Source organism: Pseudomonas sp. S3(2024) (assembly GCF_036861315.1).
GTDB classification, from domain to species: Bacteria; Pseudomonadota; Gammaproteobacteria; order Pseudomonadales; family Pseudomonadaceae; genus Aquipseudomonas; species Aquipseudomonas putida_A.
On the sequence record NZ_JAZAQQ010000005.1, the window covers coordinates 390,499 to 404,917 of the forward strand.

At 60.2% G+C, this 14,419-nt stretch carries 13 protein-coding genes and 5 tRNA genes; 7 read left to right on the forward strand and 11 right to left on the reverse strand.

The genetic code is table 11. The features are described 5' to 3' along the window. Positions 1-112: 112 nt before the first annotated feature. From VLA07_RS15965 to gltX, 8 genes are all read right to left on the reverse strand, one after another. The gene (locus VLA07_RS15965; RefSeq protein ID WP_027611525.1) at positions 113-562 is read right to left on the reverse strand and encodes an acyl-CoA thioesterase; all 450 of its coding nucleotides are present in this window, start codon (positions 560-562) and stop codon (positions 113-115) included. Positions 563-608: 46 nt separating this feature from the next. After that, positions 609-1,442 carry an alpha/beta fold hydrolase gene (locus tag VLA07_RS15970; RefSeq protein WP_096796149.1) on the reverse strand — a complete coding sequence of 278 codons (834 nt, stop codon included), beginning with the start codon at positions 1,440-1,442 and terminating at the stop codon, positions 609-611. Between the two features lie 30 nt (positions 1,443-1,472). Beyond that, the gene (locus tag VLA07_RS15975; protein ID WP_007969225.1) at positions 1,473-2,012 is read right to left on the reverse strand and encodes a TetR/AcrR family transcriptional regulator; all 540 of its coding nucleotides are present in this window, start codon (positions 2,010-2,012) and stop codon (positions 1,473-1,475) included. Between the two features lie 181 nt (positions 2,013-2,193). Further along, positions 2,194-2,269, reverse strand: a tRNA-Glu gene (locus tag VLA07_RS15980). 81 nt (positions 2,270-2,350) lie between these two features. Next, positions 2,351-2,426, reverse strand: a tRNA-Ala gene (locus tag VLA07_RS15985). A gap of 53 nt (positions 2,427-2,479) precedes the next feature. Then, positions 2,480-2,555 (reverse strand) — tRNA-Glu (locus VLA07_RS15990). 79 nt (positions 2,556-2,634) lie between these two features. Beyond that, a tRNA-Ala gene (locus tag VLA07_RS15995) sits at positions 2,635-2,710 on the reverse strand. 203 nt (positions 2,711-2,913) lie between these two features. Next, entirely contained in the window at positions 2,914-4,395 is a 1,482-nt protein-coding gene (gene gltX, locus VLA07_RS16000) for a glutamate--tRNA ligase (protein WP_285373646.1), read from the reverse strand. A gap of 229 nt (positions 4,396-4,624) precedes the next feature. Between gltX and VLA07_RS16005 the strand changes: the two genes are divergently transcribed. Together VLA07_RS16005 and VLA07_RS16010 are read left to right on the forward strand one after the other, a co-directional pair. Next, positions 4,625-5,674: an HlyD family secretion protein gene (locus VLA07_RS16005; protein WP_333989651.1), complete on the forward strand. Its 1,050-nt coding sequence runs from the start codon at positions 4,625-4,627 to the stop codon at positions 5,672-5,674. Positions 5,675-5,723: 49 nt separating this feature from the next. Beyond that, complete coding sequence (locus VLA07_RS16010) at positions 5,724-7,214, forward strand: MDR family MFS transporter (RefSeq protein WP_333989700.1); 1,491 nt, start codon at positions 5,724-5,726, stop codon at positions 7,212-7,214. Positions 7,215-7,328: 114 nt separating this feature from the next. Here VLA07_RS16010 and uvrB read toward each other — a convergent pair whose 3' ends face one another. Further along, positions 7,329-9,344: an excinuclease ABC subunit UvrB gene (uvrB, locus tag VLA07_RS16015; RefSeq protein WP_007969222.1), complete on the reverse strand. Its 2,016-nt coding sequence runs from the start codon at positions 9,342-9,344 to the stop codon at positions 7,329-7,331. A gap of 337 nt (positions 9,345-9,681) precedes the next feature. Here uvrB and VLA07_RS16020 point away from each other — a divergent pair, with 337 nt between their 5' ends. Next, the gene (locus tag VLA07_RS16020) at positions 9,682-10,878 is read left to right on the forward strand and encodes an amino acid aminotransferase (protein ID WP_333989652.1); all 1,197 of its coding nucleotides are present in this window, start codon (positions 9,682-9,684) and stop codon (positions 10,876-10,878) included. Positions 10,879-11,103: 225 nt separating this feature from the next. Continuing rightward, positions 11,104-11,304, forward strand: a complete 201-nt coding sequence (locus VLA07_RS16025; RefSeq protein ID WP_247269305.1) for a hypothetical protein — start codon at positions 11,104-11,106, stop codon at positions 11,302-11,304. Here VLA07_RS16025 and VLA07_RS16030 read toward each other — a convergent pair. Beyond that, positions 11,301-11,531: a hypothetical protein gene (locus VLA07_RS16030; protein WP_247269304.1), complete on the reverse strand. Its 231-nt coding sequence runs from the start codon at positions 11,529-11,531 to the stop codon at positions 11,301-11,303. The two genes, VLA07_RS16025 and VLA07_RS16030, sit on opposite strands and share 4 nt — an antisense overlap. 228 nt (positions 11,532-11,759) lie before the next feature. Here VLA07_RS16030 and VLA07_RS16035 point away from each other — a divergent pair. Further along, positions 11,760-11,835 (forward strand) — tRNA-Asn (locus VLA07_RS16035). 186 nt (positions 11,836-12,021) lie between these two features. On the opposite strand, the gene VLA07_RS16040 is transcribed toward VLA07_RS16035, so the two are convergent. After that, the gene (locus VLA07_RS16040; protein WP_333989653.1) at positions 12,022-13,545 is read right to left on the reverse strand and encodes a nucleobase:cation symporter-2 family protein; all 1,524 of its coding nucleotides are present in this window, start codon (positions 13,543-13,545) and stop codon (positions 12,022-12,024) included. A gap of 253 nt (positions 13,546-13,798) precedes the next feature. On the opposite strand from VLA07_RS16040, the gene VLA07_RS16045 reads away from it, so the two are divergent. Together VLA07_RS16045 and VLA07_RS16050 are read left to right on the forward strand one after the other, a co-directional pair. Further along, positions 13,799-14,083: a BrnT family toxin gene (locus tag VLA07_RS16045; RefSeq protein ID WP_333989701.1), complete on the forward strand. Its 285-nt coding sequence runs from the start codon at positions 13,799-13,801 to the stop codon at positions 14,081-14,083. 3 nt (positions 14,084-14,086) lie between these two features. Further along, the gene (locus VLA07_RS16050; protein ID WP_333989654.1) at positions 14,087-14,419 is read left to right on the forward strand and encodes a BrnA antitoxin family protein; all 333 of its coding nucleotides are present in this window, start codon (positions 14,087-14,089) and stop codon (positions 14,417-14,419) included.

The window sequence follows — 14,419 nt, forward strand, 5'->3', positions numbered from 1 at the left end:
TGTGGTTAATCGCGGGATCATTGTGGGAGCGGGCTTGCTCGCGAAGGCGGTGGATCAGTCAAATGAATGCTGAATGACACGACGCCTTCGCGAGCAAGCCCGCTCCCACAGGTCAGGTTTTCGCTACCCCTGAAGTCTGGATTGCCGGGCCGTAACCCTCGATGAACTCCGCCGGCATGCGCTTGGGTTTGCCGCTGGACAGTTCGATGCAGACGAAAGTGGTCTGGGCGCGCAGCAGGGTGGCGTTGTCGCTGGGGCGGATCAGCTGGAAGTGCCGGGTCATTTTCAGGCGCTGGTCCCAATCGACGATCCAGGTCGCCAGTTGCAGTTCGTCGCCTTCGTAGGCCGCCGCCAGATAATCGATTTCGTGACGCACCACGGCCATCGCCCGATCCAGGCGCCGGTATTCGACCAGATCCAGCCCCAGACGCTGCGAGTGGCGCCAGGCGCAGCGCTCGAGCCAGGTCACGTACACCGCGTTGTTCGCGTGGCCCAGCCCGTCGATGTCCTCGGCGCCTACTTGCAGATCAATGGTGAACGGCGTTGCCCGATCCCAGCCCATGCCCCACTCCCGGTCAGATTATTCAACCGGGGCAGTGTAACGGATGTCAGGCCGATTGCCGCGCTTGAAGGCTGCGCCCCGCCAACAGTGATAACACGCCATCAACCACTCGAGGGTCGGCCAGCACGCGCTGGTGGCCGCCGCTTTCCAGGCGCAGCAGGCGACTGTCGAACCAGGATTCGTGGATCAATTGCGATTCCTTGACCGAGACAAAGGTGTCGTCCTCGGCATGCACGATCAGGCCCGGCATATCCAGTTGATAGTGCGCGACATCAAGGGTCGCGGCGCGCATGCCGACGTCCTGCTCGACCTGGCGGATGAACGCCGAGCGCGCCCGCGGCGGCATGCCGACATAGCGAGCAAAACCGCGCAGCACGCCGAGGATCCGTGCGGGGGCAGCGATACTGACCAGGGTTTCGGTGCGCAGGCCCAGTTGCACCGCGAGCATGGCACTGGCGCCGCCCATGGAGTGGCCGATGACGGCTTGAAGAGGAGGCAATTCGGCGGCCGCTTCGAGCATGGCGCGGGCGAACAGTACGACGTTGGCTTCACGCCCCGGCGAACGACCATGGGCCGGGCCATCGAGGGCAACGACGGTGTAACCGGCCTCAACCAGCGCCGTGATCAACGCCGCAAACTGGGTGGGCCGCCCTTCCCAACCGTGCATCAACAGCACCGCCGGCCCCTGCCCCCAACGCAGCGCCGACAGGCCGAAGCGCAGCGTGATGCGTTCGGCACTCGCCAGCAGCGGCAGCTCCCAATCACGCAGCGGCAACGTGCGCGGCGTCATGAACGCCTGACGCATTTTGCTTGCTACTCGTTGCGGTGCAATCCAGCCCAAGGTGCCATTAACGCCACGAACCCACTTCAACGTGTTCATCGCTTTCTCCTCAGGCGTGTTGCCTTCAGGTCAACGCACCGCCGACTTGGCAGCGCGCAGCAATCGATCGGATAAATCGCCCGGGCCCAGCGCGCGTGCCAGCGCCAGACCACCCACCATCAACGCCACATCGGCCAACGCCTTGTCGGTGTCCTCGGGGCTGGACGCCAACTGCGCAATCATCAGTTCCAGGTGTTCGTTCAGCGCAATGCGGAAGGATTCCGGCAGACGCCCAAGTTCGCCAATAGAGGCCGGAATCGGGCACGCGGCATCGCTGGAATCACGGTGCTTGCGTGACAGATAGAACGCAGCGACCAGGGCACGACGCTCTTCGCCAGTCAGCTCGGAATCCATGTCGGCAATCAGGTCGCGTCGACGGCTGAGCAGTTGCTTGAACGCCTCGAGCATCATCGCGTCCTTGCTTTCGAAGTGCGCGTAGAAACCACCGACGGTCAGGCCGGCGGCGCCCATCACTTCGCCCACGCTGGGATCCGCCGGGCCACGCTGCATCAGTGCGGCACTGGCCGCCTTGAGGATGCGTTCGCGGGTTTGAGCTTTTTTATCGTTCATCGTTGCCTCCGAATATTACGACTAGAATATTATTCGCATAATAATATTCCGCAAGTCGAGGATATGACCGCTGGTCTGAAGCACAGTGTAAGGAAAAAGGAGAGTTGGCCAAACGCCAGACAAACAAAAGGGCCATTCAATAATTGAATGACCCTTATAAATCCCGCAGAGCGGGTAATCGTGGCGTCCCCTAGGGGACTCGAACCCCTGTTACCGCCGTGAAAGGGCGGTGTCCTAGGCCACTAGACGAAGGGGACACAAACCCTTCTATACAGCTGATCAGTGCTGAGATCTGATCTGATTCAAGGCCGGTGTGGCCAGACCTTGAACTGTAAAATTGGTGGAGCTAAGCGGGATCGAACCGCTGACCTCCTGCATGCCATGCAGGCGCTCTCCCAGCTGAGCTATAGCCCCGGATTTTTCGCCTCGCGGCGGAGCGACATCTTGCAACGTCGCTTCTGTAAAACTGGCGTCCCCTAGGGGACTCGAACCCCTGTTACCGCCGTGAAAGGGCGGTGTCCTAGGCCACTAGACGAAGGGGACGCAAACCCTTCTATACAACTGATCAACGCTGAGTGTTGATCGCTTCGGAGCCGGTGTGGCCAGGCTTCGAAGTGTAAATTGGTGGAGCTAGACGGGATCGAACCGTCGACCTCTTGCATGCCATGCAAGCGCTCTCCCAGCTGAGCTATAGCCCCTCATCGTTGATGTCATCGCTGAGGACGGGGCGAATCTTAAGGGCGTATCGAAAGCCTGTCAAACTTATTTTTGAAAAATTTCAAAGTTTTTTGTCGGCATAACAATCACTTACCGCCCTCCCCCCGAAAATCCGGGGGAAAAACGCCGAAGGCCGGAATCAAACGATCCCGGCCTTCGGCGGTTACCGCAGAGTCAGACGTGCTTAAGCAATCGCGCCCAGCAGCTTTTCCCACTCTTTGTTTTCTTTCTTCGACACGCCACCCAGCAGGTCAATCGCCTGGCGCAGACGGAAACGGGTCAGATCCGGGCCGAGGATTTCCATCGCATCGAGCACCGATACCGAACTGGCCTGCCCGGTAATCGCGGCAAACATCAGCGGCATCGCATCGCGCAGCTTCAGCTCGAGGGATTCGACCACCGCCTGAATCGTTGCGGTGATGCTGTCCTTCTCCCACTGACGCAGGCTTTCCAGCTTCCACAGGATCAATTGCATCAACTGACGCACCTGATCACCGGAAAGTTTTTTCGATTCGAACAGCTTGGCATCCGGGTTCACGCCACCGGCAAAGAAGAAGCCGCCCAGCGGTGCAACCTGGCTGAAGGTTTCCACACGCCCCTGCACCAGCGGCGCGATCTTCATCATGTATTCGGCGTTGAATGCCCACTTCTGCACTCGCGCGGCGAATTCTTCCACCGGCAGATCTCGCAGCCACTGGCCGTTGAGCCACGACAGTTTCTCGATGTCGAAGATCGGCCCGCCAAGCGACACACGCTTGAGGTCGAAGTTGTCGACCATTTCCTGCAGCGAGAACTTCTCGCGTTCGTCGGGCATCGACCAGCCCATGCGACCGAGGTAGTTGAGCATCGCTTCGGGCATGAAGCCCATGCGCTCGTAGAAGGTCACCGAGGTCGGGTTCTTGCGCTTGGACAGCTTGCTCTTGTCCGGGTTACGCAGCAGCGGCATGTAGCACAGCTCCGGTTGTTCCCAGCCGAAATATTCGTAAAGCAGAATCAGTTTCGGCGCCGATGGCAGCCATTCTTCGCCGCGCAGCACGTGGGTGATGCCCATCAGGTGGTCGTCGACCACGTTGGCGAGGAAGTACGTCGGCAAGCCGTCGGTCTTCATCAGCACTTGCATGTCCATGCGATCCCACGGGATCTCGACATCGCCACGCAGCATGTCCGGCACCACGCAGACGCCTTCGGTCGGCACTTTCATGCGGATCACGTGCGGTTCGCCGGCGGCCAGACGGGCGGCGACTTCTTCCTTCGACAGCAGCAGCGCGCGGCCGTCGTAGCGCGGGGTCTCGCCGCGCGCCATTTGTTCGGCGCGCATCTGGTCCAGTTCTTCTGCGGTGCAGAAGCATGGGAACGCATGGCCCATGTCGACCAGTTGCTGGCAATACTTCTGATAGATATCGCCACGCTCGCTCTGCCGGTACGGGCCGTGCGGGCCGCCAACGTCCGGGCCTTCGCTCCAGTCGATACCCAGCCAGCGCAGGGCGTCGAAGATCTGCTGTTCGGACTCGCGGGTCGAACGCAACTGGTCGGTGTCTTCGATGCGCAGGATGAACTCACCGCCATGCTGCTTGGCAAAGCAGTAGTTGAACAATGCGATGTAAGCGGTACCTACGTGGGGGTCCCCGGTAGGCGATGGCGCGATGCGAGTGCGGACGGTGGTCATGGCATGTCTCGAAAAGAATGAAAAGCAAAACAATCAAGCGGCGAATGGTAACAGGCGACACCCGCCCCGCTCCAGCGGGCAGGGCATTTAAGCCAAGTTTGCGTCTGTAACGCCCATAGACCGTGGTGACGGCCCGAATATCAGCCATTGGCATTTACCGTTTATCGGCGGTATGCCAGATTCAGCCGCAGATAACTTTCCTTACAATTCCTCGACTACAGTTTGCCTCATGCCTGCCCAACTCAAGCGTCGTCTGTTTATTTTCCTGCTCCTGGTGCTGTTGATTGCCGGGGGCTTCTTCGCCCACTGGTTTTTCAAGGGGCGCTTTTATGAAAGCACCGATAACGCCTATGTCCAGGGCGAGATCACCCGCGTCTCCAGCCAGTTGAGCGCGCGCATCGACGAAGTGCTGGTGCAGGACAACCAGCACGTGGAAAAAGACCAGTTGCTGGTGCGCCTCGAACCCAATGATTTCCGCCTCGCCGTCGATCGCGCCAATGCCGCCCTCGCCACTCGCGAAGCCGAGCGCTTACAGGCACAAAGCAAATTGACTCAGCAATCGAGCCTGATCGCCGCCAGCGACGCGCAAGTGGCCACCACCCAGGCCACGCTTGGCCGCTCGCAGATGGATTTATCGCGTGCTGAAACCCTGCGCAAACCCGGTTACGTTTCCGAGGAACGGGTGACCACCCTCTCCGCTGACGCCCATATCGCCCGCTCACAGGTAGCCAAGGCCCAAGCAGATGCACAGAGCCAGCGCCAGCAGGTCAACGCACTGACTGCCGAGATCAAACGTCTCGACGCGCAGATTGCCAACGCCCGTGCAGACATCGCCCAGGCCGAACTCAACCTGACTCGCAGCGAAATCCACGCGCCGATCAGCGGCCTGGTCGGCCAGCGCGCCGCACGCAATGGCCAAGTGGTGCAGGCCGGCGCGTATTTGCTGTCGATCGTCCCGGACGAAGACATCTGGGTGCAGGCCAACTTCAAGGAAACCCAGATCGGCCACATGCAGCCCGGACAGAAAGCCGAGCTGACCTTCGATGCCTACAGCGACACGCCGATCGAAGCGCGGGTCGACAGCCTGTTCGCCGCCTCCGGTGCCCAGTTCAGCCTGCTGCCGCCGGATAACGCCACCGGCAACTTCACCAAAGTCGTGCAGCGGATTCCGGTAAAACTCACCTTCAAGGCCGACAACCCACTGCACGGCAAGATCCGCCCGGGCATGTCGGTCACCGCCACCGTGAACATCAAAGACGCCCCTGACGATGGCCGGTGATTCGCTGATCCGCCCGGTCGGCGAACCGACCCGGCGGGACTGGATCGCGGTGATGAGCGTGATGCTCGGCGCCTTCATGGCGGTACTCGACATCCAGATCACCAACTCTTCACTCAAGGACATCCAGGGCGCCCTGTCGGCGACGCTGGAAGAAGGCTCGTGGATTTCCACCTCGTATCTGGTCGCGGAAATCATCATGATCCCGCTGACCGCGTGGCTGGTGCAGTTGCTCTCGGCGCGGCGCCTGGCGGTGTGGGTGTCGCTGGGGTTTCTGGTGTCATCGCTGCTGTGCTCGATGGCCTGGAGCCTCGAAAGCATGATCGTCTTTCGCGCCATGCAGGGCTTCACCGGCGGCGCGCTGATCCCGCTGGCGTTCACCCTGACCCTGATCAAACTCCCCGAACACCACCGCGCCAAGGGCATGGCGATGTTCGCCATGACCGCGACCTTCGCCCCCTCCATCGGCCCGACCCTCGGTGGCTGGCTCACGGAAAACTGGGGCTGGGAATACATCTTCTACATCAACATCCCGCCGGGGCTGATCATGATCGCCGGGCTGATGTACGGGCTGGAGAAGAAGGAAGCGCACTGGGAACTGCTGAAAAGCACCGACTACACCGGAATTCTCACGCTGGGTGTCGGCCTCGGCTGCCTGCAAGTCTTTCTCGAAGAAGGCCACCGCAAGGACTGGCTCGAATCAAACCTGATCGTGGCACTGGGCAGCATTGCCCTGCTGAGCCTGATAACCTTCGTCATCGTGCAGGTCTCCAAACCCAACCCGCTGATCAACCTCGGCATCCTGCGTAATCGCAACTTCGGCCTGTCGAGCATTTCCAGCCTCGGCATGGGCGTCGGTTTATACGGCTCGATCTATCTGCTGCCGCTGTACCTGGCGCAGATCCAGAATTACAACGCCCTGCAGATCGGCGAAGTGATCATGTGGATGGGCGTGCCGCAGCTGTTCCTGATTCCGCTGGTGCCGAAGCTGATGAAGTTCGTGTCGCCGAAGTGGCTGTGCACCCTGGGCTTCGGGTTGTTCGGGCTGGCGAGTTTTTCGTCGGGGGTGCTCAATCCGGATTTCGCCGGGCCGCAGTTCAATCAGATCCAGATCATCCGCGCGCTGGGTCAACCGCTGATCATGGTGACCATTTCGCTGATCGCCACCGCGTACATCCTGCCGCAGGACGCGGGGTCGGCATCGAGCCTGTTCAACATCCTGCGCAACCTCGGCGGCGCGATCGGCATCGCCCTGCTCGCCACGCTATTGGATGCGCGCACCAAGACTTACTTCGATTATTTGCGTGAAGCGGTGGTGCCGACCAATCCGCAAGTGGCCGAGCGACTGGCATCGATGACCGACCGGTTTGGCAGTGACACGGCGGCGCTCGGCAAGTTGAGCGAGATCGTGCATCAGCAGGCGCTGATCATGGCCTACAACGATGCGTTTCACTTTGTCGGGATTGCGTTGGGGATCAGCATGCTGGCGATTTTGCTGACCAGGAAACTGCCGCAAGGGCTGAAGGCTGGGGAGTCTCATTAATACCGCGTTGCCGCCATTCGCGAGCAGGCTCGCTCCCACAGGGGATTTGTGAACGACACAGATCCAATGTGGGAGCGAGCCTGCTCGCGAAGAGGCCCGGTCAGACGATGAAGATCAAACCGCCAAAAGCCGCTCACGCAACTTGGCAATCTCATCGCGCATCTGCGCCGCCGCTTCGAACTCCAGATCCCGCGCCAACTGGTACATCTTCTCTTCCAGCGCGCGAATGCGTTTGGTGATTTCGCTCGGCGAGCGCAGTTCGGCTTCGTACTTGGCGTTTTCTTCGGCAGCCTTGGCCATGCCCTTGCGCTTCTTGCTGCGCGAGCCAGGCACAGTGGCGCCTTCCATGATGTCGGCGACGTCCTTGAACACCCCCTTCGGGGTGATGCCGTTTTCCAGGTTGAAGGCGATCTGCTTGTCGCGACGACGCTCGGTCTCGCCAATCGCCCGCTCCATCGAGCCGGTGATGCGGTCGGCGTAGAGAATCGCCCGGCCATTGAGGTTCCGCGCGGCCCGGCCGATGGTCTGGATCAGCGAGCGCTCGGAACGCAAGAAGCCCTCCTTGTCCGCATCGAGAATCGCCACCAGCGACACTTCCGGCATGTCCAGACCTTCGCGTAGCAGGTTGATCCCCACCAGCACATCGAAGGTGCCCAGACGCAGGTCGCGGATAATCTCGACCCGCTCGACGGTGTCGATGTCGGAGTGCAAGTAACGCACGCGCACGCCGTGGTCGGCGAGGTAATCGGTGAGGTCCTCGGCCATGCGCTTGGTCAGCGTGGTGACCAGCACCCGCTCCTCGACCGCCACCCGTTTGGTGATTTCCGAGAGCAAGTCGTCAACCTGGGTCAGCGCCGGACGCACTTCAACCTGCGGGTCGACCAGACCGGTCGGACGCACCACCTGTTCGACCACGCGCCCGGCATGCTCGGCCTCGTAGTTGCCCGGCGTTGCCGAGACAAAAATCGTCTGCGGGCTGACCCCTTCCCACTCGTCAAAGCGCATGGGCCGATTGTCCAGTGCCGACGGCAAGCGGAAGCCGTATTCGACCAGGGTTTCTTTACGCGAACGGTCACCCTTATACATCGCGCCGACTTGCGGCACGCTGACGTGGGATTCGTCGATCACCAGCAAGGCGTCGGCCGGCAGATAGTCATACAGCGTCGGCGGCGCGGCACCGGCCGGACGTCCGGACAGGTAGCGCGAGTAGTTTTCGATGCCGTTGCAATAACCCAGTTCGAGGATCATTTCCAGGTCGAAACGGGTGCGCTGTTCGAGGCGCTGGGCCTCGACCAGTTTGTTGTTGCTGCGCAGGTATTCGAGGCGTTCCTGCAACTCGACTTTGATGTGTTCGATGGCGTCGAGCAGGGTCTCGCGTGGCGTCACGTAGTGACTCTTCGGGTAGAAGGTGAAGCGCGGCATCTTGCGGATGACTTCGCCGGTGAGCGGGTCGAACGCGGAGATGCTCTCGACCTCGTCATCGAACAGTTCGATGCGGATCGCTTCCAGATCGGATTCCGCCGGATAGATATCGATCACGTCGCCGCGCACGCGGAAGGTCGCGCGGGCAAAATCCATGTCGTTGCGGGTGTATTGCAGGTCAGCCAGACGCCGCAGCAAGGCGCGCTGATCGAGTTTGTCGCCGCGATCGACGTGCAGCACCATCTTCAAATAGGTTTCCGGGCTACCGAGACCGTAAATGCACGACACCGTGGTAACGATGATCGCGTCCTTGCGTTCGAGCAACGCCTTGGTCGCCGACAGGCGCATCTGTTCGATGTGGTCGTTGATCGACGCGTCCTTCTCGATAAAGGTGTCGGACGACGGCACATAGGCTTCGGGCTGGTAGTAGTCGTAGTAGGAAACGAAATACTCGACCGCGTTGTTCGGGAAGAACGCCTTGAACTCACCATACAGCTGCGCGGCGAGGGTCTTGTTCGGCGCCAGCACCAGCGTCGGGCGCTGTACCTGCGAGATGACATTGGCGATGCTGAAGGTCTTGCCCGAGCCGGTCACACCGAGCAGCGTCTGGTGCGCCAGCCCGGCTTCGATGCCCTCGACCAATTGGCGGATCGCTTCAGGTTGATCGCCGGCGGGCTCGAAGCGGGTGACTAGCTGGAATTCGGACATACACACCTCTGGGATCGCGGCTCGCGCAGAAAACAGCCGAGCCGCGGGGATGACCGCAAACGACCGTTGTCGCCCAAGGAAAAACGAAGATTGTGCTCAATGTGGAGCCGATTGCCTCGCCTTTCAAGGCAAACGTCCTACATCCGGTAAAGTCTCTGACAGAGTCAATCGACTAACGGTCAAGAAATAATCGGAAAAACTTGCCTGAAAAGCTGAATCGCCTGTCGCCATTGCTCAGTGATGGCCTCTATACTAGCTCCCCGTTTGTGCACCGCTCTAGTGCATTCGGCTGGAGCGCGACACGTCCCTCCACTCTCCATTCAGAGCCGCCGTAATAATGAGCCTGTTCTCCGCTGTCGAAATGGCACCCCGCGATCCAATCCTGGGCCTCAACGAAGCATTCAACGCCGATACCCGGACCACCAAGGTCAACCTGAGTGTAGGTGTTTACTGCAACGAAGAGGGGCGAATTCCCCTGCTGCGCGCGGTGATCGAAGCCGAAACCATTCGCGCTGCCCAGCACGCCTCCCGTGGCTACCTGCCGATCGACGGCATCGCCGCCTACGACCAGGCCGTGCAAAAGCTGCTGTTCGGTAACGACTCGCCGCTGATCGCTGCCGGTCGCATCGTCACCACTCAGGCGGTCGGCGGTACCGGCGCGCTGAAAATCGGTGCCGACTTCCTCAAGCAACTGCTGCCGAACGCCGTCGTGGCGATCAGCGACCCGAGCTGGGAAAACCACCGCGCGCTGTTCGAAACCGCTGGCTTCCCGGTGCAGAACTACCGTTACTACGACGCCGCCACCCACGACGTGAACCGTGCCGGCATGCTCGACGACCTCAACGCCCTGCCGAACGGCTCGATCGTTGTGCTGCACGCCTGCTGCCACAACCCGACCGGCGTCGATCTGACCCCGGCCGACTGGAAAAACGTGCTGGACGTGGTCAAGGCCAAAGGTCACGTACCGTTCCTCGACATGGCTTACCAGGGTTTCGGCGACGGCATCGACGAAGACGCCGCGGCTGTTCGACTGTTCGCTGAATCGGGCCTGACTTTCTTCGTATCGAGCTCGTTCTCCAAGTCGTTCTCGCTGTACGGCGAGCGCGTTGGTGCATTGTCGATCGTCAGCGAATCGAAAGAAGAAAGCGCGCGCGTGCTGTCGCAGGTCAAGCGTGTGATCCGCACCAACTACTCCAACCCGCCGACCCACGGTGCAAGCATCGTCGCCGCCGTGTTGAACAGCCCGGAACTGCGCGCCCAGTGGGAAGCCGAACTGGCAGAAATGCGCCTGCGCATTCGCGGCATGCGCGAGCAGATGGTCGCCCTGCTGGCGGAAAAAGCCCCGCAGCGTGACTTCAGCTTCGTCGGCCGTCAGCGCGGCATGTTTTCCTACTCCGGCCTGACCACTGAGCAAGTGCATCGCCTGCGCAACGAGTTCGGCATCTACGCCCTGGACACCGGCCGCATCTGCGTCGCGGCACTGAACCAGAGCAATATCAAAGCGGTCACGGATGCGATCGTTCAGGTCATCTGATTTCGCCTGGCAATGAAAAACGGGAAGCCTTGGGGCTTCCCGTTTTTTATTTGTCCCGGAAAACTATCCGAACCCTCTAGACTGCACACAGATTCCATTGTGGGAGCGGGCTTGCTCGCGAAAGCGGTGCATCAGGCGACAAAAATACTGGCTGGGCCGACGCCTTCGCGAGCAAGCCCGCTCCCACAGGTTTTGTGTACACCTCAGAGTTCTGCGAGAACACCTATGAAAAACGACAACCTGCGCGCCGACCGAGACGATCTGGATGATTTCATCCCCCGCCCCCCGGCCAAACGCGACAAAAGCCTGGTGCTGCAAGTCGCAGCGGGCGTCTTCCTCGGCGGCCTGGCCCTGTGGCTGGTGCAACTGGCCGCCACCGCCGCTTATGCCAAGCTGATGCTCGGCACCATCACTTTCGGCGGTTAAGCCAGTTCCGTCGCCCGTTGACTGGCCGCATCGTCATACGCGACGTAGAGCGATTCGGCGATCTGGCTTTTGACCGCCTTGGTGCTTTCCAGACCGAGCACGAACCCTTCGGCCTTGCCGCCAGCACGGTTCAGCTCTTCAGCGGTGCTGGCCTGGGTGATCGCGTCGAAGAGTTTCTCGGCGTGCGGGCCAACGCCCTTGGGCAGACTGATTTGCGTGACGCTCATACGAGCACCTCGCGTGAAAGGGAAACAACAACGGTTCGAGTCATGGCGCGTACCTTTTCGGCGAATGGCCGGCAGCGCGTGTGACCACTTCCGGGCAACCATGGTAGACCTGTGAGGCGGTTCTGGTAACCGCCAATCGCTGACAAAACACCGTCCGTCCTGCCGAACGCAGAAAATTTACACCCGACGCTTGACTTCTCTTTTTGAATCAGTAACATACGCACCAATTCCGCAATAGCTCAGTTGGTAGAGCAAATGACTGTTAATCATTGGGTCCCTGGTTCGAGTCCAGGTTGTGGAGCCAAATAGCAAAGCCCCTGAATCGAAAGATTCAGGGGCTTTTTTGTGGGCGCTCGAAAAGTCAAAAGATCGCAACCTGCTGCAGCTCCGATCCCCTGTAGGAGCTGCCGCAGGCTGCGATCTTTTGCTCTTCAAACCAAAAAGGCCGATCTGTCTCACAACAGATCGGCCTCTTTCATCCATTCAGCGCTCAAACATGCTCGCTGCTCTTCATCTGGGTCTTCGGCGCGCCATGCCCATGATCGTGTTCATCAGGCTCGATCACCGGCACTTCCTTGCCATCGCAATCGTGCAGCTTGCCGTCGCTGAAGTAATCGCCTTCACGCAGCGCCGCCAGGTCGCGATAACGCAGGGTGCGCTCTTCCGCGGCGGCAAACACCGACTGCTGGTCCGAGTTGCCGGCAGTGAAGTGGTTGAAGGTCAGGTTCAGCATGATCGCCATGATCGCCGACGAGCTGATGCCCGAGTGGAAAATGGTCGCGAACCAGCTCGGGAAATGATCGTAGAAGTTCGGCGCGGCAATCGGGATCATGCCGAAGCCGATCGAGGTGGCGACGATGATCAGGTTGACGTTATTGCGGTAATCGACCTTTGACAGCGTGCGAATCCCGCTCGCCGCCACCGTCCCGAACAGCACGATACCGGCGCCGCCCAGCACCGACGTCGGCACCGCAGCGATCACCCGGCCCATGAACGGCAGCAGCCCGAGAATCACCAGGAAGATGCCCCCGGTAGCCACCACATAACGGCTCTTGATCCCGGTCACCGCCACCAGCCCGACGTTCTGCGCGAAGGCGCTCTGGGTGAACGAACCGAAGATCGGCGCAAACATGCTCGACAGCATGTCCGCGCGCAAACCGTTGCCCAGGCGCTTGGAGTCGACCTTGGTGCCGATGATCTCACCGACCGCCAGAATGTCCGCCGAGGTTTCCACCAGGGTCACCATGACCACGATGCACATCGACAGGATCGCGGCGAAGTGGAAGGTCGGCATGCCGAAGTGGAACGGCGTCGGGAAGCCGAACATCGGCCCTTGGGTGACACCGGAGAAATCCGCCATGCCGAGAAATACCGCCAGCACCGTGCCGATCACCATGGCCAACAGGATCGACAGACGCGAGATGGTCGAGCTGCCGACTTTGCTCAGCAGCAACACCAGCACCAGCGTCACCGCCGCCAGACCGATGTTCTGCATGCTGCCGAAGTCCGGCGCGTGGCTATTGCCACCCATGGCCCAGCGTGCGGCCACCGGCATCAGCGTCAGGCCGATGGTGGTGATCACGATGCCGGTCACCAGCGGAGGAAAAAACTTGGTGATTCGCGAAAATACCGGGGTGATCAGCAAGCCGATCAACGACGCGGCAATCACCGCGCCCAGCACCGACTGGAAGCCGCCCTCCCCGCCACTGCTGACGATCGCGACCATGGTCGCCACACCGGAGAACGACACGCCCTGCACCAGCGGCAACTGACAGCCAAAAAACGGTAGACCCAGGGTTTGCAGCAGTGTCGCCAGCCCCCCCGCAAACAATGAAGCAGCAATCAACAAACCAATGTCCGCCGGCGACAGCCCGGCCGCCTGGCCGATGATCAGTGGCACCGCAACGATACCGCCGTACATGGTCAGAACATGTTGCAGGCCGTAAGCCATATTCGCGCCGACCCCGAGATTTTCGTCCTCGGGCCGTTGGTGTGAAACATGGGGCGTTTTCATGTGGGGGGTTCCCTGGTTTTTGTTATGCGCACACTGTATTCAATACTCGGGACAAATGTCCATAGAGTTGTATACAACTTGTCAGTCACATAATGGATAGGTAGCCACCCAAGCTTCTATCTCGCCACCTCCATCTCCCACAAATCCGGCAACACATCCCTTCCTGCCCCCGGTTCTTATCGCACTGGGCTGAATTATTCATGGCGACCAGCGGTGCACCGGCGCTCTTTTTTATACATATAAAGTATGCATAATTAAGTCATTCGAAATTCAGTACGACAAAAGCAAGAACGCAGCCAACAAACTCAAGCACAGGGGCGTCAGCCTTGCCGAGACCGAGCCGGTCTTTCATGACGAACGCGCGCTGACGATCGAGGACAACGATCATGACGAACAGCGCTGGATCACCCTCGGTCTCGATGGCAAAGGACGTTTGCTGGTGGTTGCGTACAGTTATCGCGAAGCCAACGTCGTACGAATCATTTCTGCACGTGTCGCCACATCGAGCGAACGTCGCGCATATTTTCTGGAGGCTTGAACGATGAAAGACGAATACGATTTCTCGCAGGGCAAGCGCGGTGCCTTGGCGCCCGCCAAGGGCAAGACTCGCATCACCATCATGCTCGATGACGCGGTCATCGAAGCCGCCCGCAGCGTGGCGGAAAACGAAGGCTTCGGTTATCAGACGGTGATCAACAACACTCTGCGCCATGCCCTGCTGGAGGCTGGCAGCAAAACGCAGGACGTCGAGCCGCACCACTCCGGGCAATTCAAGACAGGCATCACCGCCGCCGACCTCAAGAGTCTGGAAAAAAAGCTGTCGGCGGCGGTCGGGGAAATCCGCCGGGTGCTGGAACCGGAGGCCAAGCCCTGA